Consider the following 20,621-nt stretch of genomic DNA (forward strand, 5'->3'; position numbering starts at 1 on the left):
CTCGGAGAACTACGCAAAAAAGCCGAAGCCATCACGGGTGAGAAAAAGTTTTTTTTGGCAAACATTACGGATGAGGTCGATAAAATTCAAACCAATCATGATATTGCCATCGCCAACGGTGTAAACGCCGTCATGCTGAATGCCACAACAACGGGTCTAAGTATTGTGAGAGCTTTGAGAAAAAAATCCAAGGTCCCCATGGTGGGACACTTTGCGGGCATGACCCCCTTTACGCATATTCCTTTCTTTGGAGTCTCCTCCCAAGTTTGGATAAAACTACAGCGTCTTACCGGTTTCGATAGCATCCTGTTCCCAGGTTTTAATCCGCGTATGCACACAACAGAGGAAGAAGTTTTAAAAAATATTAAAGCTTGTCTCGAACCTCTTGGTAATCTGAAACCCGCCCTTCCACTTGTAGGCGGTAGCGATTGGGCGGGCACACTTCCCTCCCTTTACAAAAAAATTGGTTCGATTGATTTCGGTGTCGTTTCAGGTCGCGGTATTTCAAATCACCCGGCTGGCCCTAGAAGCGGAGCCAGAAGTCTACGCCAAGCTTGGGAAGCCATCCAAAAAAATATTTCGCTGGAAGAATACGCTGAAACACACCTCGAATTAAAACAGGCTCTGGAAGCATTCGGGAGTTGAAAAGGGACTATGGACTATGGACTATGACTTTAAAAACGCAGGGGATTGAACTGCACATTGCCGGAAATTTTATAAAAAGGGACAAGTTTTGAGAGAGCTTGAATAGCATGAGAAGAAAGATCGCCGGAAAGTGGAAGATTAATACCCACATCAAGCGTAGCAGTTTGTGTTTCTTTGAGTCTCTTTCCGGAATCAACCAAAAATAAACTCCATTCTGTAATAACGGCTGGTTTGCCCTCGGCATCCCGCTTGTTATAATCGCCCATTTCCTTGTTCCCTTTAAGATCTTTCAGTTTTTCCGCATTAGTTACCAAATTCTGACCAAAAATTTTGCGATCTTTGCATTCCTGTTTAGCGGTGACTCTTGCCTGAACACCAATGGCTCCAACACAAAGGGTGAAATGAACGTGCGTTTTGTAGGTATGTTCGTCAGGACTGAACGCAACCCATGTCTCTTCGGGCGGATTCACTGTCCGGCGGAGATGTTGTGCAATCTGGGGATAGAGTTGATGAGAAACAAGCCTGGAGAGTTGTGGTTGAAGAAGCTCACCCAACTTAACCAGTTTTGGATGAATGGTATCTGCGATTAACTGCATCCGATCGGCAAATCCAGGGACTTCAAAAATCTCTAGATCCTTCTTCGTGAAGCGCATGATTGGCAGGGACCTTATACAAAACGCTATGGGCTGTCAAATTTTTTGTAAAAATTGAGTCGATTCCAATACATCGGCGTCTTGTTCCATTTATTTTTATTTTTTAGGCAACTTTTCCGAAGCCCACCCGATAACTTAAGGGCACATCTGGAAACCGTGATAATTGGGAACCTCCCAAAACTGCCCAGATGCTAGGAGCCCGCAAACCCGTAACCGGAGCATACCTTTAATGGTATGTAAGGATTGCGGGTTTGCGGGCAACAACGCAGATGGGCAGTTTTCGGAGGTTCTCTTTAAAAGAGTATGCCGCGCTGTGGCATAGGGCTTGCAACAAGAGGAGGGTCATCGTGAGAAAAAAGGGAGGTGAAATGAACAGAAAGTCTAATAAATTCAGCATATTATATACGCTCTGTCTCTCGCTAATTTTGGGGTTTTCACTCCTCAGTTTGAATGGAAAAGTGATGACAAAAGAAGTTCCTGAAAAAAGGGCTTTAGTCATCCAAATTGAGAACTATTTGGAACAAGAAGGTTTCTTTCTTACCGGTAAAATGAGAAGTGAATTTGTGTCTCATCTTTTATCAACGGCCAAGGATTATGAGTTTGATCCGTGGTTAATTTTGGCCATCATTAAAGTGGAAAGTTCTTTCAATCCGGAAGCAATTTCCAATCGTGGCGCGATGGGTTTGTTGCAACTCAAACCGATTGCCGCAAAAGAAGTAGCTCAAGTTTTTGAAGATGCCCCCATTGCTCCTCGCCAACTTTTGAATCCTTTTGTGAATGTCAAAATCGGCGTTCAATATTTGTCTTTTTTAAGAGATGAAATCGGTAAAAATCCTTCACGCATGTTGACCGCTTATAACATGGGTCCCACCAATGTTAAAAGAACAGGTGCCAATTCTTCTGGTTACTCCAGAAAAGTTTTGAAAATTTATAAAACCCTCTTAAGTCAATTTACATCGGCTTAAAAAAAACACCGTCTTATTTTTCAATAAGACGGTGTTTGTGGAGGCGGCGGGACATGAAATCCACTTATTTCTAAGTGGCACGGACTATCTCTTCATCCTCTATGAGGAGCCTGGCGTATTATAAGAGGCATAGATTTATCGTTGATTCAGCTTTCGCATAGTTTTTACCAGTTTCATTTTCTTTTCCAAGAGAACCGGATTATATCTGCCGTTTCTCAAAGTAACTGATTTATATTTTTTTATTATGAGCATTGCCTGAGGTTTTTTGAGCCTTAGGAAGTTTTTTATTTCATTTAAAAACCAGATTGCGCTGTTACTGAGAATCCTTAATTTATAAGCATTACTATGATGTTTTTTAACTCTTCTTTTCTTTTGAATAATTCCACGACCAACCTTCTTTTGAATCCACCGAAGAAGATTCAAGTTACAGTTGGATATGCTAACCCGTGGTGAAGGTGTTTCATTCTTATGCTTTCTAGAAAGTGTAACTGTTCCTTCCCCATCGACAATGCCTGCAATGTATGCCTTTTCTGCCAAATTCAACGATATCACCTCCTATCTTTTTCGAGTCTCTGCAGGGCTTGCACCCCTCAGGATTACCCGTCCGTTTTTACGGGTGTGGGCTTCCCTGATGTAAGCCAAGTTTTTCAATGGAAGTTACCCTCCATGGCGACTCTTACTGAATCGCACCCGCGTCCGAAGAATCTCCACAATTTTGTCTACACGCTTAGTCTTTCTTTTGCGTAAGTTTCACAAACCTCCGAAAGACAGGATCTTAAGTGAAACCGTTCCGGTGAAGATTCGCTCCCTGATCCCGGAAGAACCAGAGTTACTAGCCCGCTAAATGACGTCTTCTCTCATAGCGAGCATCAAAGAGTTGACGTGGCCGACTAAATTAGGCGGCCAATGCTAATGGTTGTTCGCCATTTAGACTTTTTGCCATCAGATTAACGACTTGTTGACGTGGTCGGCGCGCAAAAAATGCTTCGAATTCCTCGTCGAATCTATTTCGCCCCCATCTATCTCAATTTATGTTTCATGGCGCGGGAGATTGAACGACGTGATTCTTTTTTCTTGAGACTTTCCCGTTTGTCAAAGAGCTGTTTTCCTTTTGCCAGCGCCAACTCTACTTTGGCCCGACCCTCCTTAAAGTATAACTTTGTGGGGACCAACGTCAACCCTTTCTCTTCCAATCCTCCAATAAGTTTATCAATCTCCCGACGATTGAGCAGGAGTTTGCGGGTTCTCAAAGGTTCGTGGTTCAGATTCGCCGCGGGTGCATAAGGACTGATATGGCACTTTAAAAGAAAGACTTCGCCGTTTTGGATGATGGCATAGGCATCCCCCAAATTGGCCTTTCCTTCGCGAAGGCTTTTGACTTCGCTTCCCTGAAGCACAAGCCCCGCTTCAAACGTTTCCAGAAAATGATAATGAAAACGTGCCTTCCTATTTTCCGCGATAATCTTGATTCCCATGACGATTTAGGACTGTACCGCACCACCTGAGATAATCAATTTAAAAGCGGCTTCGTTGGAAATGTTCACCGGTGTAACATTCTCTCTGGGGGTTACAATCAAAAATCCGGAGGTAGGGTTTGGAGAGGTTGGAATAAAAACATGAATCATTTTTTGTCCCAATTTTTGTTGAAAAATTTCGGAACTCTCCCCGGTCACGAATCCGATCATGTAGCTTTCTTTTCGGGGATATTCCACCAACACCACTTGCCTGAAATTGTTTTGCGACGGGGTTGCCACGGCATTCATAAATTGTTGAACACCCTTATAGATACTCCGTCCAAGAGGAATTTTTGAGAGCATTTTGTCTCCCAAAGCAATGAGCTTTCTTCCAAAATAAAGACGAGTCAATATTCCCGTCAAAAGGACAATCAGCAATGTAAACAAAAGTCCCAAACCGGGAATTGCGAAACCCAAAAGATGAATGGGTTGCCATGACGCGGGAATAAACGAGGCAAAAAAATCTTCACACCAGAAAATAATCGCTTTCAAAACAGCAAGAGTTACAACAATAGGAACCAAAACCAGCGCTCCCGCCAGCAAATATTTTTTCAGAGAAGTTTGTAGGCTAGACACCATAGGTAGTTTTGCCGGCAATGGCCACGCGTTGAATGGACGAGTGCTGGGTTTGCAAAATCAGTTCCCGGTAAAGTTCTTCGTGAGAATCACTTTGAATTTGCGGTTTTTTCACCACAAGATAATCGGCTTTTTTACCCGGCTCCAAAGATCCCAGTTCTTTTTCATAACCCAGAGCATAAGCACCTCCGGTTGTCGCCATTTTCAAAAGTTCCAAAGGAGTTGGCAAGGGATTGGAACCTTCTTTGAGGGCAAGTCGCATTTCATCCCATAAATCAAAACCCTCTGAGCCACTAAAAACTTCAGTCCCCAAAGCAATCGGAATTCCTTGTTCACGCAATTGCCGCAAAGGAAGTTGTCCCAATTTGAAGCGCCGATTGGCTCCCGGGCAATAGACAATTTTTGCCAACCCACGGGCCAGCCTTCCAAAATCCTGCGCACCGAGTTGGTATCCACCAACAATGGAGAGAGGACCCGCAAAAAAACCGATGTCAGCCAAATGCTGAATGGGAGTTTTGCGATGCGGAGGTGGAAGATCTTCCCAACCAATCGCCGGAAAAAGTTGTGTGGCAATGAGTCCCTTCGATTCATAGAAAAATTCCATCTCGGCAAAAGATTCGGCCGCATGAATTTGAAGAGGAAGACGGTTGTCTTTGGCATGACGCGAAATGATATTTAGGAGATTGCGAGACAAAACATAAGCGGAATAAGGTCCAAAACCAATTTTCAGATGGGTTGGTTTCGCATCAATATATTGATCGATCAAAGCAAGGGCGACCTCAAAACGTTGCTGGGATTGTTTGTCGGGTCCGCTCAAAATTTCCTGAAAAATAACGCCACGAATGGGACTGGCTTTAGCGATGGGAAACGTCCCTTCGTAGTGAGCCATCGCACCGATACAAGTAATACCGGTGCTAATCATTTGTTCCAAACTTTGCTTGATACGGTTGGCAATGGCCTCGGGAGGAGTGCGAGAAATGTAGTGGAGTCCTTCCAGAAGCCATGAGACGGGAGAAAGTCCCGCTTCGGTTTCCACCTGAAAGCGTTCGAAAAAACCGGTCCGGTCGATGTGACAATGGGCATTGATCAATCCGGGAAGCAAAACACTCTCCGGAAACTCTTCAACGTCTGCTTCGGGGTATTGCGTTTGAAGATCTTTCAGCAGACCCACGGCGATGATTTTTCCCTCTTCAATAAGCAAAGCTCCATCACGAATCGGATTTCGGTGATTACAAGTAACAACCCAGCCTGCGGAAATGAGCTTCATAATATCGGGGGGAACGACTCACCCAAAAAAACCGGGCTCCTTCCCCCCGTACCCCTTTCATTCGCACCGGCAAAGCCGGATGCTCATTTACATTGAGGGCAAAGTAGCATGAAAAATATCCTCAGCGCAACATGCGATTATCGATCAGACGTGTTGATCCAACAAAACAGGCAAGGGCAAGCAAGGCGGGCAGATTCAGCGTCTTCTGCTCTTGAAGAGTTTTTGGGTCACAAAGCGCAACATAATCGATCCGGATCTTTCCACTTTTTTCCAAAAGGTGTTGGACACCTTGTAAAATTTTTTGGGGATCGCGAACACCTTGTTTAATGAGTTCTTCTGCCAAAGAAAGGCCGGATGAAAGAGCCAAGGCCGATTTTCTCTCTTCAGGAGACAAATATTGATTGCGCGAACTCATTGCCAAACCATCTGCTTCACGCACAATCGGCATTCCGACAATCTGAACCGGAAGATTCAAATCCTGCACCATCTGTTCAATTACGCGAAGCTGTTGAAAATCTTTCTGACCAAAAAGGGCAATATCAGGTTGAACAATATTAAAGAGTTTCAAGACAACAGTCGCCACTCCCTGAAAATGGCCGGGCCTGCTTTTCCCGCAGAGCAGATCTGAAAATCCTTCTACATGAACAGATGTTTTATAACCCTCCGGATAAATTTCACCGGGTGACGGCAAGAAAACCGTATCTACCCCACAGGATTTTGCCTTGGTCAAATCTCCTTCAAGATTTCTCGGATATTTGTTCAAATCTTCATTCGGTCCAAACTGGGTTGGGTTGACAAAAATGCTCAAAACTAGATTGGAAGCGAGTTTGCGCCCTTCACGCAGAAGAGCACCATGTCCCTCATGAAGAGCACCCATGGTGGGCACAAATGCAATTCGCTTCCCAGCTTTTTTTTCTGCAAGGGCCCACGACTGCATTTCTTTTGAGGTAGTAACGACATTCACAGCATTTTCTCACGGTGGACAGAGTGGTCTTCTGTTGGGAAGGAGCCCGATTCAACTTCCTGCACATATTTTTGGATTGCTTTCAGACTTGTTTCAAACAAATCGACATACGTTTTGGCGTGACGCGGTTTAAAATCGGGGTTGAGTCCCAAAAGATCGTGCAGAACCTGCACCTGACCTTTGCAATGAGGACCTGACCCGATCCCAATCGTTGGAATAGTAAGAGTTTCTGTGATCTGTTTTGCTGTCTCCATCGCAACTCCTTCCAACACGATGGCAAAACAACCGGACTCTTCCAAAATTTTTGCCTGTTTTAAAAGTTTTTCGGTTTCGCTTTTATTTTTTCCATGTATTTTGTAACTTCCCAAATGATGAATCTGTTGCGGTTGCAAACCGATATGCCCCATCACCGGAATTCCCGCTTTCACCATCGCCACCACTGTTTCCGCCAACTCTTCGCCCCCTTCCATCTTCACGGCTTCGGCGCTTCCTTCCTTGATCAAACGACCGGCATTTTTGAGCGCTTCTGCTTTAGAAGTTTGATAACTCATAAAAGGCATGTCGGCGGTAATATGCGCGCGTTTCACAACGCGCGTTACACAACGGGTGTGATACAAAATTTCGTCCAGTGTCACAGGAAGAGTAGTGGAATGTCCCTGCATCACCCTGCCGAGCGAATCTCCAACTATAATCATGTCGATGTCAGATTGATCAACAATCTTCGCGAAAGAAGCGTCGTAGGCGGTGAGCATCGTCAACGCCTTACCCTCTTTCACTCTGGAGAGAAGTTGTGGGATGGTGATTTTTTTTGTCATCGCAGTACCAGATTTTTTGATCCTTGGCGGTGGTTCAAAATATCTTTCTTCAAAATTTCGTATTGATCGTGATGGAGAAGAAAATCGGTGTGTGTTGTGTCGACAATCAACAAAGGCGTTTCGTTATAATTGAGAAAAAAATCATTATAGGCATCCATTAAATCGGCAACATATTTTTCGGTAATCGGTTTTTCAAATTCAAATCCACGACTTTTAATTCGTTTCAAAAGTACATCGGCTTTTGCGCGCAGGTAGACAACAATATCCGGTTTTGGCAGTTGGTCACTCAAAAGAGAACGCACTCTTTGATAAAGTTCCTGTTCTTTTTCATCGAGATTAATTTTGGTGAACACCTGATCTTTGCCGAGCGTGTAATCACAAACGAGCGGAAAGCGAACAAACTCGGAGCGTTGCAACTCTGCCTGTTGTTGATGACGGTTGAGCAAAAAGAAAAGTTGCGTTTTGAAAGCCACCCCTTTTCGGTCCTTGTAAAATGTATTGAGAAAAGGGTTGTCTTCAACCGGTTCCAAAACAGGAGTTCCCTGAAGTTCTTCGGCCAAACGTTTCACCAGCGTTGTTTTTCCGGAACCGATGGGCCCATCGATTGCAATATATTTTGGGGGGGTCACCTGCTTTTTCATAAGCACCCTATAACAAAGAGTGCAAAAAATTAGCAAGGGTTACATATTGGGCAACGGAGAGTTGTTCGGGTCTTGATTCCGGGTCGATCTCACAGACCTCCCAAGGCTTTATCCTATTGTTTTTCAAAAGGATTTTTAGCGTATTTCTGATTGTTTTTCGTCTCTGATTAAACACGGTTTTGACCACCTTTTTAAAGAAGGGAAAATCATGGAACGGGTATAAAGGTCTTTTCGCAAAAGTAGTTTTGACGGCACTCGAAGTTATTTCCGGAGGAGGATAAAAAGCCCCCCCTTCCAAATCAAAAAGAATCTCCACTTCTGCCTGAGCTTGTACCAAAATTGACAGAATGCCGTAATCCTTGGAATCAGGTTCCGCAACAATCCGTTTCGCCACCTCTTTTTGAACAGTGAGGACGGCCACATCGAAGAGCGATTTGTTATCAAGAAGTTTAAAAAGAATGGGGCTTGAAATATAGTAGGGAATATTTCCGATGACTTTGAGCGGAAGCTCCAATTTCTTGGTTAACGCATGCAGGTCCAGTTTTAAAAAATCATCGAGAATAAATTTCAGATTTTTTTGATCTTCAAATTGTTCGGAAGCAATTTCAAAAAGACGTTTGTCTTTTTCAATCGCTATAACACGCTGTGCTTGTGCCGCAATCCGTTGTGAAAAAATACCCAGACCGGAACCAATTTCCAAAACATCTTCATCGGGATAAAGTTCCAGAGCATCAATCAACTTATCCATGAGGTTCTGATCCATCAAAAAATTTTGACCCAGAGGCTTTTTGGGACGCACGCCATATTTTTTAACCAACTGTATAACCGTCAAATTTTTCATGAGGGAAGTTCACTACAGGCTTGTGCGTTCAAAGAAAAGGGAGAATATTTTCCACTTTCAAGATACCGTCCACCCACATAAGCAATCATTGCTCCGTTGTCGGTACAAAGGGGAACGGAAGGGATGAAATAACGACAGTCATTTTCTTTCGAAACGATTTCCAATTTTTTGCGCAAATCCTGATTAGCCGAGACTCCACCGCAAACAACCCAATTATAAATTTTTAATTTGTGTGTCGCGCTAACCAGCCGGTCCATCAAAAAACCGATTGCCGCTTCCTGAAAACTGGCAGACATATCGTTGATAAAATTTTCCGATAATTTCCCGTTTTGTTTTTGCACCTCCAACAGACAAGCGGTTTTGATACCGCTGAAACTGAAATCAAAAACCCCCTTTAGTTTCGGTTTTGTAAAGCGAAATGCTTTCGGATTTCCCAAGAGTGCGCGTTTATCAATAAGAGGTCCTCCCGGATAATCCAATCCCAAAAGTTTGGCGACTTTGTCGTAGGCCTCGCCACAAGCGTCGTCTCTTGTGCCTCCCAATAATTCATAACGTCCAAATTCCTTGACCAAAAAAAGATGCGTGTGACCACCCGAAACAATCAGCGCCAAAAAAGGATAAGCAACCTCTTTATTTTCCAAAAAAACAGAATTGATGTGGGCCTCGATATGATTCACGCCGACAAAAGGTTTATTGAAAGCAAACGCGAGAGATTTTCCATATTGCAATCCAACTAAAAGAGCGCCCAAAAGTCCGGGAGCATAAGTTGCCGCCACTCCATCAATTTGAGTGAGATTCAAATCCGCCTGATGGAGCGCTTCATCCAGCACCAAAGGAATATTTTCAATATGGTGACGAGAGGCAATTTCAGGAACCACACCTCCAAAAGGAGCGTGGACCTTGCTTTGAGAGCTAACGACATTCGCCAAAATGCATTTCCCTTCAACAACGGCAATGGCGGTTTCGTCACAAGATGTTTCAACACCCAAAATTTTCATGGACTAATAGTAATGATCAGATTAAAAAAAAGTCAAATGAAACAAAAGTTTCATATTCTTTCAATTCCCCTCCTCTTTTTTCTCTCTGCTTGTGGTGGTCATAATCCGGGAAACTTGGCTCAACAAGAAGCGATGGATAAAAAAGCAATTTCCCAACTCACTGCAGACCTAGTGAAATTGTCACCCGCAGAGGGAAACGTCCCCTCATCTGAAATGGAAAACGAAGCGCATTTAATTGCCTCAGCGTTGGTGAACCAAACTCGCGAAACCAACAAGGAATTCAAAATGAGCGGCGGCCCAAAATGGCACAATTTTATGATCACCATGGGGTTCAGAAAAAAGGGGCGTTGCTACGATTGGGTTCCGGAACTTTTAAAAGCCCTTCCACCTAAACCGATGAAATATTACGAGCGCTATTGGGGGGGGTCTTTTGAAAGTATGGGACGAGAAGATAATGCGGTAATTATCACTAAGCGGGGTGCGCCACTCAAAGATGGAATTGCCTATGATGCATGGCGCGGCGTCGGCCACCCTTTTTGGAGAATTGTAGGAAAAGATATTTATCCATGGGAAGTACGTTTTTCGGAAGCCGAGATATTAAGAGGCGAAGCCCACGTCACACCGAGATTTAAATAAAGGGACCTCTAAAAACCTATGACAACCACAATTTGTCATTCCTCGCTGTGCTTCGAAACCACTTTGTTATCAAGTAGATCCTTCACGGAGTTTACACTGAGCGAAGCGAATGTGTTCAGGATGACAAGCGGGGTTTTTAGAGGTGACCTTTAAAAATCACCCGAATCTTTGGGTGCCTGCGGGGAAGGCGTTGTCGATGGCGGAATGGGAGTAATGGTTATGTCGGATGATGGTGGTGATGATGGTAACGGAACAGGAGTAACCGGTGTTGGTTGGATCGTTGGAGCTGTTCCTGTTTTTTGCAAAGAAGCCAATTTTGCTTTTGCAATGTTGGCCTCTTCAGAACGGGGATAATCCTGTACCACTTTATTCCAGAAAACTTTTGCCTCTTCCTTCATCTGTAAATTTAAAAAAGCGTCGCCCTGTTTCAACACAGCCTGTGGCGATTTGGGCGATTTAGGAAACTGCTCCACAAATTTTTGATAATCTTTGATTGCTTGCGTGTAATCACGCGTAGAATAACGACACTCCGCAATCCAAAAAAGGGCATCAGCGCGGCTGGGGCTTTTGGGATATTGTTTTCCAAATTGTTGAAAAGAGCTAATGGCTCCGGCGTAATCCCCATTTTGAACTTGGGTTAAACCCTTTTGAAATTCTTTTCCCTCCTCAGCAATCTGAGGCGCCACCTTGGCAACAGCGCGGTTTAGTTCATCCTGAAAAAGTTTTAACTGGCTTTCCACCGCATTCAAACGCATTTCAAGATCTCTATAATGACGGTCCAGTGAATCCTGCAATTGTTTCATCTGAACACTCTGAGTTTCGGTTCCTCCACCTAATGCCTGAAGTTCGGATTTAAGTCTGTCGATCTGTGCAATGGCCTCTGCAAGACGGGCATTCTGTTCAATTTTTGATGCGTCGTATTGGGCCCAACGATCTTCTAGGGACTTAACGCGGTTTTCCACATCTTTTGCGAACACTGGACCATAGACAATGGACCATGGACAATGGACCAAAAATAAAACAATTAGTGTGTACTTCAAGTATTTAGTCCACGGTCCATTGTCCATGGTCCATTGTCTCCAAACAGAAACCCCGCTCCTTCTATGAAAGAAGCGGGGTTTTCTTCAAGTTCTTAATCAAACGACCTTATTTCTGTACAAAGTCGTCACGACGATTTTGCCACCAGCAACTTTCGTTATGCTCGGTGCAAACCGGTTTCTCTTCTCCGTAACTAACTGTGGAGAGTTTGTCTTTTCCAACACCCAAATTGATGAGGTATTTTTGGGCGGACTTGGCTCTTCTGTCACCCAAAGCGATGTTATATTCTGATGTCCCTCTCTCATCGCAATTTCCTTGGATCTGAACATTAGCCTTTGCGTTCTTGTTTAACCAATCCGCATTGGCCTTTAACTTCGCTTCAGCATCCGTTTTGATATCGGATTTATCAAAGTCGAAATAGATGCTTTGCAATTTCTCCACCTTCTTTGTCTTCGTGGTTTGCTGGGCGCATCCGACAGCAACCACGCTTAATGCCAGTACTGCCAAACTCCATTTGAAACTTTTCATACCTGCCTCCTTGGGGAATAATTAAAAAAGTTCTATGATTAAAAGAGCTTACCCGATGAATTTAAGGAAGCCCTCATTGAAAGTCAAGGGTAATTTCAAAAATTGGAGCTTCTCTTTTTAAAAAAAATGAGAGAAGATGCGCTTCAACATTATCTGAATATGAAAAACACTCTCATTGTCATCGCGGATCGTTCCACTCTGGCACATAATCTCTACAAAGTGCTTCTGAAACCTCTGGGCTTGAGAGTTTTGTTTTATCAAACCGTAAAAGACCTCAAAGAAAATCTTAATCCCAAATTAAATTGCCGCGCTCTTCTCATCAACAGCAATATCTTTGGGAATCATTTCGATTATCACTGGGAGTGGATGCAAAAAGAGCCGCAATTGAAAAATATGACGAAAATTTTTCTGTGTGGTCCGGGCGAGAAAAAAATCCAGACGCACCTTAAAACATTGTCGCACAATCATTTGGTGACAAAACCCTTTTCGCCGGATTCTCTCGAAGAAATTTTAAAACGTGTTACGAGGAAAAAACGATGACACTTTTTTCACACAATGAAAAACGTCTTTCTCTCCGGCGCAAATGGCGTTCCAAAATCGTCTTTGAAGATGAATTTGGAGAAGGATTGATTTATCTCTATTCCAAAGACATCAGTCTGGGGGGGGTATTTTTGGACAGGCCACCTCCATTACAACTGGGAGCCTTTCTATTTCTCTCATTTACATTGCCGGGTAAGAAAAAACCTCTCCGCATGACCGGTCAGGTGGTCCGTTTTATAGAACACCCGGTCCAATCCAAATCAGAGACACCAAAAACCAAAATCGGGGCCGGCGTTCGTTTTGTCGATTTAGACCCCACCACGTTTCAACAACTCTCCGAATTTATAAGGCAGCAATCGTAAATATGGCGAGCGCAAAACAAAATGTCCGATTTCTTTTTGTCATTCCCGCGAAGCTTGTCCCTGCAGGCAGTAGGCAGGGAGCGGGAATCCAGACGTCGTCCCGACGAAAGTCGGGAACCAGAAATAAATTACTGGATCCCTGCCTTCGCAGGGATGACAAACTTGTATACGCAAAAACGGACATTTTGTTTTGCGCTCGCTATAACTATTAAAGATGGCTGGAGATTTTTTCGAGGTCTTCTAGATCGGCGATGTCGTCAAATACATCGGGGATGAAACTGGCATGGGGCATTTCTGAAAGAAGAGTGTTCATTTTTAATTGCAGTTGTGAATTCAGGTGCTGTTGACCTTCAAGCCATTTTGCAAGGGATTGCCAAAAAGGTTCTTTTTGTTTTTGAACCGACTCCAGATATTTTTTTACCTTCTTCTCACGATCAAAAAAATACGGGACGCGATTGACAAGCACTCCTTCCAAAAGAAATCCCAAGCGATCCATCTCTTGTCTGAAGGACAACGCATCCGACATGGTGGCTTGCATGGCCGAAACAACAAGAACAAAGGCGCATTCCTTCCCCATCAGACGATTTTGAATCACTTCAGCGCGCGCGGTAAAACCATCCAACAGACCAAGGCTGATTTGCATGAGCTGTGCAATATCTTCCATAATTCCGCTTCCTGTTAATTGACTTAAAGCACCCAACATTTTTGAACCAAGAAATCCCAATTTAAGAGAAGGGGCGATGAGCCAGCGTAAAACACTTTCTTTCAAAAGCTTCATCAAGCGCATAGGAGCTTTGAGAAAATCAATGGCGTGACGGGCCGGTGGCGTATCCACAATCACCAGATCAAATTGATTTTTTGAAGAAAGATCATACAATTTTTCCATCGCCATATATTCCTGAGTTCCCGCCAGCATCAAAGAAAGCTGTTGGTAGAGAGTATTATTTAATATGGTTTCCTGAAGATTCTTGGAGGCATGTTGCTTAATCAAATGATCAAAAGTATGTTTTGCATCGAGAAGACAGGCATGAAGAGAGCCTGTTTTACTCCGCAAACTCTCCGAGTTTGCTTCGCGGCCCGGCATAGCCGGACCTTGACCCTTTCCCTTCCAAACAAGTTTCGGTTCCGGACAAGGAATTTTAAGTCCAAGCGTATCGGCAAGGCGTTTGGCGGGATCGACCGTAATTACCACCACTTTTTTTCCAAGACGCGCCGCCTTCAAACCCAAAGCGGCCGCAAGGGTTGTCTTTCCGACACCTCCCTGTCCGCAAACGACAATCAGTTTCTTTTTATTGAGTAATTTTTCAAGACCCATTGCTTTAGTTCCAATCCAATTGTTTGACGCAAATGAAACTCTTGTGTTGTAATTCCGTTCCAAAAAAGAGTGGTTAAAGAAAGAGGAAATGTTTTTGAAAAATTTTCCAAAATCTTTTTTTGCCGTTTGAATTTGTCTTGCAAAATTTTTACAAGATCAACAATCCCTTTCATGTCCGACGGCACCGAGTTGGGGATTTTTTCTGTAAAAACGGATTCTTCCGGCAGGAGACCATTCACGATCAATCCTTTCACAGACAACTGCAAAACTTGCGTAAGATGGGTGTAGAGCTCGAATGTCTCCTGCACAATACTCGGTTCCAATTGAGTAACGATCAGAAAATGGGTTTGTTTTGAATCATGCAGAAGATCCCATATCTCGCCCACCGTTGATTTTAAAGGTCCATGTTGTAGAGCGGCGTAAGCAATGCGCGGAGCATCGCAAAGTGAGATGGCATGGCCTGTTGCCGGCGCATCAATCAAAATAAAATCAAAATCGCTTCTGGTCGCAAGTGAATGAATTTTGCCCAGCAGAAGAATTTCATTCAAACCGGGAGTCGCATCGATAAAAGAGTGGGTCCATTTGTTTTGCAACAAACCCAATAAATGTTTGGGTAAATGTTGGCCCGCATATTCTTTAAAAGAAGCGGCGGCGGAGAGTTTAAAAAGTGTAATGTGGGGATTAAAACTGACGCCTTCATAATCGATGGGCGGGAGATTGAAAAAGTCGGACATGCGCGATTCGCCGAGCTCCACAACACCGACTTTATATTTCAGAGAGGCAAGAAAAGTTGCCAGAGCCGCGGTGACGGTGCTTTTCCCGACTCCCCCTTTACCTGTGACGAAAAGGAGTTTCATCCATCACACTTTGTTTTTTTCGTAGTCCTTAAGTTTTTTCTCAAGATGATTGATCTTATCTTTGAGATTGCGAATCTCGTTCGCAACCGTTGGAATATTCTGAAATGTTTCGACGGTTGGTTTGATCTGTTTGTCCACAAAGGTGCGAACCTGTTGGATTTCGCGCACACCACCCTCCCACGATTTTTGCACAAACTCCTTGAGAGCTTCACCGCCGCTCACAATAATTTGTCTGAAAGTGTTGAGAGGCAAAATTCCTTTTTGCTTTTTTTCTTCCTCAAAAATGATTTGTGCGAAGGTGACGGAGGTTAAATCTTCCTTGGAAGCGTTATCGATAATCTGAATATCGTCCCCCTGTTTGATCATGTCTCGAATATCCTCCAAAGTCACATAACAGCTATCTTGCGTGTCGTAGAGCTTCCGGTTTTGATAACGTTTAATGATCTTGGCCGATTTGTTAATGGGTGTCATTTTATGGTCTCCTTTTCCAAATTTCTTCGCGTATAGAAAAAATAGTAAAACCGATGAGGCAGGTTAGCAACAATTCTTTTAAGCCGAAACCTTGCAGGAACTCCTGAAAACTTGGCATGCGTCGGAATCTAGCGCTTCAAAAGTTGCTTGTCTATGATCTAGATTAACATCGTGCGTCAGCCTAAAAAAGCTATCAGCTTTCAGCAATCAGCTTTTGATTTTTTGAACATTCATTCCTCAGGCTGACAGCTGATAGCTGATTGCTTTCTTTACCTGATATACTTCGTATGGCTGTAATAATTAACTGGTGTTTTGTTTTTGTCTTTGTAGTGCAGATAAATCAAAGTGATATTGACATAGGAAATAACTCCCATCACAAAAATGGCGAACCACAAAAGAAAAGTCATTCCTGTGAAAAATCCGACTCCCGATACAATCGCCAAAATATAGGAAATGGGGATCATGATTTTTTTAAAATGGAGTTCGATCCCTTCGTAACGCTCTGCTTGCTTGTGCCAGCGCATGCTCGCAAAAAACCTGCTTAAAAGATATTCAACAATATAAAAACCCATCAAAATTTTGATGAGAAGAGAAGGGGGGCTCTGAGACATCTTCCAAAGCCAACCCAGCGTGAAAAAAACGCCCAATATCTCCATTGCGTAGACAACTTTGCTGAAACGATCGAAAAAAAATTTAAGCATTTTGTGTTTTTATTTAATTTTGTCATTCCCGCGTAGGCGGGAATCCAGACGTCGTCCCGACGAAAGTCGGGAACCAGCAATAAATTGCTGGATCCCTGCCTTCGCAGGGATGACAAACCTGCATACGCAAAAACGGACATTTTGTTTTGCGCTTGTTATATCAACGGCCATTTAAAAAATGGGCCACATCATCCAACTTTTGAATGCGCTCTGCTTGAGCCTTGGCGGTTATTCCAAAACTCCAGCGTAGCGCGCTGTTTTTTTCTTCTTTTTGAAGCCTTTCCAGTTTTTCCAATTGTGCCTTTCGTGTTTTTTGCTCCAAATGGCATCTCTCCAACAAGGCTCCACGCAAATTTGGAGGATAAGATTTCTTTTGGGGAAAATTATTTTCGAGTTCTGCCAGCCATAAAGCGACATTGTCCTCACTCTTTTTTTCCGTTTGAAAAAGAGGATGTCCCTCCTGATCCTTGTATGCTTCGGGACCAAATCCAAACCATCCCAAAACGGTGGGAAAAAGATCGGCCCCTTTCGCCAGATCAAAAGTCTTATGGGGAATCGTGGGGCCGCCAATCCAGAGCGGAATGGTCATATCATCCCGATTCAGAGAACCATGCGTCCCCGCTTTCTCTTTTCTAAATCCCCATGGTCCTTTGGCCAAAATTAAAATGTCTCCCATCCTCGGTTCCTGAAAAAGATTGGCAATCTCCACCACACCATTGGGAGAAATCGCATCGGCCGTGGCTTTGAACCATTGGTCTTTCGAAAAAATATTTCCTTTGAGGAAAGGGGCCAACTTCGGATCTTGTGAAAAACCAAGAGGGTCTTTTCCGGTATAAGAATAGGTATAAAAAGATTTGTTTGAGTTAGGCAAGATCTTGATAAGAGCTTCCCCATCCTGTTTAAAAACGCGAACAGCATCAAACCCATCGCGAACTGCAACCCAATCGGTTTCGTGTTGATCGAGGATTGTTTTGATTAAATCAATTTGCTTATCTTTGACTGGGAAATGTCGAAGATGATCCAGACTTGGCAAATCTTTCCAACCTTTTTCTCCTCTGGCATAAAGAAAGGTGAAACTGATTCCGCGATTGCCAACGTAAACCGATTTGTCACGAAATCCCGCTTTCCACAGAACATCACGGAGTTCAAAAACATCTCCGGTGGGGTGCATTCCATGGTCACTGGAAAGAATGATGTAAGTTTTATCCAAAAGACCGCGCTCTTTTAATTGATCCAGAAATTTGGCAAAAGAGAGATCAAACTGTTTCAGTGTAGCCAGAACCTCATCTGATTCGACTCCCGTTTTATGGCCGTAATAATCAGCCGCATAAAGCGCCACCAAAGTGTATCTGGGGATTTTGGGAAGTGGTTTTGAAAAAATTTTGGACACATCGCGCATCGCCAGCTCATCGAGTTTGAGTCCATCAAGACTAACAGCCGCATCAAAAATGGCGGCAACAGGCATTGTCTTGGGTACACCCATAGTTGCCCCTCTTCGGAAAGGAGTATAAATGGCCGCTGTGGGTTCCGGGAAAAGTTTTTCAAAAAGAGTGGTTGGAGGACGAAGTCTCGCTTCTTTTTCATCCATCAGCGCAATCCGGTTTAAGAAATCGGTATTGACCCTGCTAAAACCCTTTAAGGTCAGATAGCCCATGACTCTGGCGCGGGTTCGATCAAACCACTCCAAACCAAAAACTCCCGAATTGGCCGCTCCAAGACCCGTGGCAAAAGCGATGTAACCCGGGGAAGATACGCTGGGGAATGTGCTAAGGGTGTGTTTGAAAATGGCTCCGTGATCTACAAAATATTCCTTTAAATGAGGAAGTTCTCCTGCCTGAACAAAATGATTCAAAGCATCTTCACGCAACCCATCCAAAACAAAATGAATGACGTAAACATCCTTGACGGACGCAAAAGCATTGGACCACGGACAAAAAACTGCGGACCACAACACGACACTTAAAAAAATTCGTTTAAAAAAGCCAAACATGTTGGGGTCTCCTATACGGAAGAGGTTTCGAAGTCAATGCTACGGGGTCTTGCCAGAACTTGATTGTCCATCCGCCAATTGCGGGATTTAAGAAAAATATCTGCTTACTATTTCTTCTCAAGTAAAAAGAGAAATTCTTGATTAGGTTCATCAACATTACGAATCCACTCATTCGTCCACTTCATTCCTGCCATCACATTTTTTTTGTAATCCAACTGCAATACTTCCATGATTTTTCCGCTTCCTTCAAGAACATCATTCAAGTCTTGAGCGGTTGCTCTGCCGCCTGAACTATATGAAAGAAGAATCCATCGTGCATTGGTAAGTTTGATGAGGCGCTCAATCGCCTCAACCGCCAAAAATTTGCCTTGTTCATTTTTTCGGAATTCCTCAAACACAGATGCCGCAACTGTGTCAGAAGTATCCTCCCGCCTCTTGGCTTTTCCAAATAATGCAGGTTTGTCAAACAAACAGATGGAGGCCCAGAGATGGTAATAGGACGCGTAGCGAACTCGTGACGGCGGCATTTTTTCATTATTGGAACCATAAGGCGGATCAAAATACGCCAGATCGACAGAGACTTGGGGAACAATGTCAAAAATATCTCCACGGAAAACATGATGCTCTTCCCGATTACGAAAAATGTCCGGCACTTCGAGAATAAGATTGTTATAGGAACGCGGCGACCACTCCTGTAGATAAGAAACAAAGTGGCCTAACGTATTATCAACCCTATCCATTGCAAAAATTAAACTGGTCAGCGCGACTGCTTTTTCCACGGGTGTAAGGGAGAGCTTCGCAATTTCTTCCCGTATTGCATCCAGTTTTTTTGTGTTGTGTTTTTGCCAAGGTTTCTTTAATCCATCGTTTTGAACGGCAGAACCTCCATTAGGTTGCCCACCGTAATGTTGGGTAAACCATCCGTCGATCGGTGAAAGTGAGTTTAGATAGTTGATCAGGTCCCGATATTCTTTTTTGTCTTTCTTGTTAAGAAGGTAGCAAGTGCCAAAAATTTCAGACCAAACAGAAATATCGTTGGAAAAAACCTTATATCCCCGTTTTGCAAAAGCCTGTGAAACTCTTGTGGTTCCGGAGAAACCATCCAAAATGGTTTTTGCGTCAACTTTACCTGCAAGCGAAAGAATGTGGGGCAATAGTTTTAACTTTGAGCCGGCGTACTTTATACCCTCCGTGGGAGGAGCTTCATGGATGTCATTAAAGAGTGAAAGGGCCTCCATTTATTGTTGCAACCCCGATTTAAGCTTCAAACGACCGATGGCTTCTTTTATTTTTTCCAATGCTAAAACATGGCCTTCTTCTGAAGAAACTAAAGCGTGGGAAAAAAGCTCCACTAAGATGCGATTGTGAGTATAATCGATCCAACCATTCGTTACGCTATCAAAATATTTTAGGCCGTTTTTTGTATGCGTCCAAAGGCCTCTTTGAAGAGCGTTTGCATCGGCCTTTCCGTATCGCACTTCGCATACATAACTACCACCGGCATCGTAAAAACGATATACAGGATGTTTCCTTCCGTGCTCCGCATCTTGTCTTGTAATTTTAACAATTTCCTGTTGCGCTTTTTTATAATCAAACACCAGAATATTACAGCGTTTCTTCTTCTCATCATAGATTAAGGGAAGAACATTGATGAAGTTAAAGTCCGCGAAGGCAATATCTTCAAAAATCTTCCGAACTCTTTCCCTGCCTTGGACTTTATTTTCCTCCCGTTCCAGCCGAGTGAACATTCGAGAATTCTTGTCAGTTGATAATTGCAGAGGGCCATCACCATAGGCTTTAAGGCTGATGTCAAATTCGTCTTTAGTGATTTCATTTACAATTTTTATATCCTCTTCTCGGGATTTGGCACAAAAAAATCTTTACCAACGTGGATAGACCGAAAATCATACATATATTGATTGATAAATTCGGCTATGCCAATTTCCGCAAGATCACCATGAGTTTTATTCCCGATTAGACGCATCGTAAAGATATTGCTCAATGTAGTCGTAATAAGTTCAGGATGTTTGCTAATGAGATGCTTGAGCCGTGATATGAAATCTTGATAGGCGGTCTCTTTATTCATAGTTTCATCTTCTAACCAATCTTTTCCCTCCAGACAATAACAAAAGGCCTCCCTCATTGCTTACACGATGGACCAAGGAGGTTTTTGCAATATTGCGACGATTTGGAATATAGGCTAGGGTTCGGCGTTAATCATGAAACATATTCACCTTATTGGAATTTGCGGAACGGGGATGGGTTCTTTGGCGGGACTTCTTGTTGAAGCGGGTCACAAAGTCA

25 protein-coding genes and 1 other RNA gene are annotated in these 20,621 nt (G+C 43.4%); 6 read left to right on the plus strand and 20 right to left on the minus strand.

The features are described 5' to 3' along the window. Positions 1–645 (plus strand): ribulose 1,5-bisphosphate carboxylase (locus HY877_05320; GenBank protein MBI5299695.1); only part of this gene is annotated, 645 nt, incomplete at its 5' end. Between the two features lie 29 nt (positions 646–674). Here HY877_05320 and HY877_05325 read toward each other — a convergent pair. Continuing rightward, the gene (locus tag HY877_05325; GenBank protein ID MBI5299696.1) at positions 675–1,298 is read right to left on the minus strand and encodes a DUF1054 family protein; all 624 of its coding nucleotides are present in this window, start codon (positions 1,296–1,298) and stop codon (positions 675–677) included. Positions 1,299–1,666: 368 nt separating this feature from the next. Between HY877_05325 and HY877_05330 the strand changes: the two genes are divergently transcribed. Beyond that, positions 1,667–2,263 (plus strand): lytic transglycosylase domain-containing protein, encoded by a 597-nt coding sequence (locus tag HY877_05330; protein ID MBI5299697.1) that lies wholly within the window; start codon positions 1,667–1,669, stop codon positions 2,261–2,263. Between the two features lie 135 nt (positions 2,264–2,398). Here HY877_05330 and HY877_05335 read toward each other — a convergent pair whose 3' ends face one another. The 10 genes from HY877_05335 to tsaD form a co-directional block, all read right to left on the minus strand. Further along, positions 2,399–2,800 carry an LAGLIDADG family homing endonuclease gene (locus HY877_05335; protein MBI5299698.1) on the minus strand — a complete coding sequence of 134 codons (402 nt, stop codon included), beginning with the start codon at positions 2,798–2,800 and terminating at the stop codon, positions 2,399–2,401. Between the two features lie 143 nt (positions 2,801–2,943). Further along, positions 2,944–3,272, minus strand: a transfer-messenger RNA (tmRNA) gene (gene ssrA / locus HY877_05340). A gap of 10 nt (positions 3,273–3,282) precedes the next feature. Next, positions 3,283–3,738, minus strand: a complete 456-nt coding sequence (gene smpB, locus HY877_05345; protein ID MBI5299699.1) for an SsrA-binding protein SmpB — start codon at positions 3,736–3,738, stop codon at positions 3,283–3,285. Between the two features lie 6 nt (positions 3,739–3,744). Then, positions 3,745–4,356 (minus strand): DUF502 domain-containing protein, encoded by a 612-nt coding sequence (locus HY877_05350; protein ID MBI5299700.1) that lies wholly within the window; start codon positions 4,354–4,356, stop codon positions 3,745–3,747. Next, positions 4,346–5,620 (minus strand): amidohydrolase family protein, encoded by a 1,275-nt coding sequence (locus tag HY877_05355; protein ID MBI5299701.1) that lies wholly within the window; start codon positions 5,618–5,620, stop codon positions 4,346–4,348. The genes HY877_05350 and HY877_05355 overlap by 11 nt, the downstream gene beginning before the upstream one ends. 121 nt (positions 5,621–5,741) lie before the next feature. Continuing rightward, positions 5,742–6,584 (minus strand): pantoate--beta-alanine ligase, encoded by an 843-nt coding sequence (locus tag HY877_05360; protein MBI5299702.1) that lies wholly within the window; start codon positions 6,582–6,584, stop codon positions 5,742–5,744. Then, positions 6,581–7,399, minus strand: a complete 819-nt coding sequence (panB, locus tag HY877_05365) for a 3-methyl-2-oxobutanoate hydroxymethyltransferase (protein ID MBI5299703.1) — start codon at positions 7,397–7,399, stop codon at positions 6,581–6,583. The genes HY877_05360 and panB overlap by 4 nt, the downstream gene beginning before the upstream one ends. Beyond that, on the minus strand, positions 7,396–8,040 hold the full coding sequence (locus HY877_05370; GenBank protein MBI5299704.1) for a deoxynucleoside kinase: 645 nt from the start codon (positions 8,038–8,040) through the stop codon (positions 7,396–7,398). Before HY877_05370 ends, panB begins: the two co-directional genes overlap by 4 nt. A gap of 7 nt (positions 8,041–8,047) precedes the next feature. Continuing rightward, positions 8,048–8,881 (minus strand): ribosomal RNA small subunit methyltransferase A, encoded by an 834-nt coding sequence (gene rsmA / locus HY877_05375; protein ID MBI5299705.1) that lies wholly within the window; start codon positions 8,879–8,881, stop codon positions 8,048–8,050. Continuing rightward, the gene (gene tsaD, locus HY877_05380) at positions 8,878–9,879 is read right to left on the minus strand and encodes a tRNA (adenosine(37)-N6)-threonylcarbamoyltransferase complex transferase subunit TsaD (GenBank protein MBI5299706.1); all 1,002 of its coding nucleotides are present in this window, start codon (positions 9,877–9,879) and stop codon (positions 8,878–8,880) included. Before tsaD ends, rsmA begins: the two co-directional genes overlap by 4 nt. A 36-nt stretch (positions 9,880–9,915) precedes the next feature. Between tsaD and HY877_05385 the strand changes: the two genes are divergently transcribed. Then, the gene (locus HY877_05385; GenBank protein ID MBI5299707.1) at positions 9,916–10,515 is read left to right on the plus strand and encodes a hypothetical protein; all 600 of its coding nucleotides are present in this window, start codon (positions 9,916–9,918) and stop codon (positions 10,513–10,515) included. 149 nt (positions 10,516–10,664) lie between these two features. On the opposite strand, the gene ybgF is transcribed toward HY877_05385, so the two are convergent. Both ybgF and pal read right to left on the minus strand, forming a co-directional pair. Then, the gene (gene ybgF / locus HY877_05390) at positions 10,665–11,582 is read right to left on the minus strand and encodes a tol-pal system protein YbgF (GenBank protein MBI5299708.1); all 918 of its coding nucleotides are present in this window, start codon (positions 11,580–11,582) and stop codon (positions 10,665–10,667) included. A gap of 79 nt (positions 11,583–11,661) precedes the next feature. After that, a complete protein-coding gene (pal, locus tag HY877_05395; GenBank protein ID MBI5299709.1) occupies positions 11,662–12,081 on the minus strand; it encodes a peptidoglycan-associated lipoprotein Pal in 420 nt (139 codons plus the stop codon). A 159-nt stretch (positions 12,082–12,240) separates the two neighbouring features. On the opposite strand from pal, the gene HY877_05400 reads away from it, so the two are divergent. Next, on the plus strand, positions 12,241–12,621 hold the full coding sequence (locus tag HY877_05400; GenBank protein MBI5299710.1) for a hypothetical protein: 381 nt from the start codon (positions 12,241–12,243) through the stop codon (positions 12,619–12,621). After that, on the plus strand, positions 12,618–12,983 hold the full coding sequence (locus tag HY877_05405) for a PilZ domain-containing protein (GenBank protein ID MBI5299711.1): 366 nt from the start codon (positions 12,618–12,620) through the stop codon (positions 12,981–12,983). The genes HY877_05400 and HY877_05405 overlap by 4 nt, the downstream gene beginning before the upstream one ends. 208 nt (positions 12,984–13,191) lie before the next feature. On the opposite strand, the gene HY877_05410 is transcribed toward HY877_05405, so the two are convergent. The 7 genes from HY877_05410 to HY877_05440 form a co-directional block, all read right to left on the minus strand. Next, the gene (locus tag HY877_05410) at positions 13,192–14,298 is read right to left on the minus strand and encodes an ArsA family ATPase (protein MBI5299712.1); all 1,107 of its coding nucleotides are present in this window, start codon (positions 14,296–14,298) and stop codon (positions 13,192–13,194) included. Further along, the gene (locus HY877_05415) at positions 14,262–15,155 is read right to left on the minus strand and encodes an ArsA family ATPase (protein MBI5299713.1); all 894 of its coding nucleotides are present in this window, start codon (positions 15,153–15,155) and stop codon (positions 14,262–14,264) included. Before HY877_05415 ends, HY877_05410 begins: the two co-directional genes overlap by 37 nt. A 3-nt stretch (positions 15,156–15,158) precedes the next feature. After that, on the minus strand, positions 15,159–15,626 hold the full coding sequence (locus HY877_05420; GenBank protein ID MBI5299714.1) for a polyhydroxyalkanoate synthesis regulator DNA-binding domain-containing protein: 468 nt from the start codon (positions 15,624–15,626) through the stop codon (positions 15,159–15,161). Between the two features lie 269 nt (positions 15,627–15,895). Further along, positions 15,896–16,327 (minus strand): hypothetical protein, encoded by a 432-nt coding sequence (locus HY877_05425; protein ID MBI5299715.1) that lies wholly within the window; start codon positions 16,325–16,327, stop codon positions 15,896–15,898. Between the two features lie 160 nt (positions 16,328–16,487). Then, positions 16,488–18,317 (minus strand): alkaline phosphatase family protein, encoded by a 1,830-nt coding sequence (locus tag HY877_05430; GenBank protein ID MBI5299716.1) that lies wholly within the window; start codon positions 18,315–18,317, stop codon positions 16,488–16,490. Positions 18,318–18,424: 107 nt separating this feature from the next. Continuing rightward, positions 18,425–19,555, minus strand: a complete 1,131-nt coding sequence (locus HY877_05435; protein ID MBI5299717.1) for a DNA adenine methylase — start codon at positions 19,553–19,555, stop codon at positions 18,425–18,427. Further along, positions 19,556–20,065, minus strand: a complete 510-nt coding sequence (locus HY877_05440) for a hypothetical protein (GenBank protein ID MBI5299718.1) — start codon at positions 20,063–20,065, stop codon at positions 19,556–19,558. Between the two features lie 471 nt (positions 20,066–20,536). Here HY877_05440 and HY877_05445 point away from each other — a divergent pair. Continuing rightward, positions 20,537–20,621: hypothetical protein (locus tag HY877_05445; GenBank protein ID MBI5299719.1), on the plus strand; the 85-nt coding region annotated here is incomplete at its 3' end.

This window comes from Deltaproteobacteria bacterium, assembly GCA_016213065.1.
In the GTDB taxonomy this organism is placed as follows: Bacteria; UBA10199; UBA10199; order SPLOWO2-01-44-7; family SPLOWO2-01-44-7; genus JACRBV01.